At 44.8% G+C, this 453-nt stretch carries 1 protein-coding gene and 1 pseudogene; one reads left to right on the top strand and one right to left on the bottom strand.

The genetic code is table 11. The annotated features are described in order from the left end of the window. Positions 1–130: DUF2554 family protein (locus tag FHD02_RS24045; RefSeq protein WP_220394386.1), on the bottom strand; the 130-nt coding region annotated here is incomplete at its 3' end. Between the two features lie 221 nt (positions 131–351). Here FHD02_RS24045 and hicA point away from each other — a divergent pair. Next, positions 352–453, top strand: a pseudogene (hicA, locus tag FHD02_RS24040) (type II toxin-antitoxin system mRNA interferase toxin HicA); the annotation flags it as partial.

Here is a 453-nt window from a genome sequence, read left to right as displayed (position 1 = left end):
CCGCTTCATGACGCAGCTGATGATCCACATTCTTTACCCACACAAATTCATGTCCTTTGTGCCCTGCCATGAGTTGTCCTGAAAACAGAGCACACGTTAATAAGACAACCGATAACGCCTTCGTAAACATCCTGCCACCTTTTTCTTACCTTTTGCCGCTATGATGCCGATCGTTTCTTGAGGTTATTATTCAGTTTTGCAAATTAGCGCAAAGAAATTCTGGAATCTTCCTTCCTGATTTTGCATTGCATTCTGTCGTTGCGGCGATTTAGTGCTATTTTCGAGCAAATTACACACGGAGGTAAACACTAATGTTTACTTTGTTGATATACTCAGCGGCAGGGAGGCGATGTGAAACAAAGCGAGTTCAGACGTTGGCTCGAATCTCAGGGCGTCGATGTAGCGAATAGCAGCAACCATTTGAAACTCAGGTTTCATGGGAGGCGCAGTGTC

This window comes from Citrobacter sp. EC_71, assembly GCF_019584005.1.
Lineage (GTDB): Bacteria > Pseudomonadota > Gammaproteobacteria > Enterobacterales > Enterobacteriaceae > Citrobacter > Citrobacter werkmanii.
This window is presented reverse-complemented; position numbering and strand designations above follow the sequence as displayed.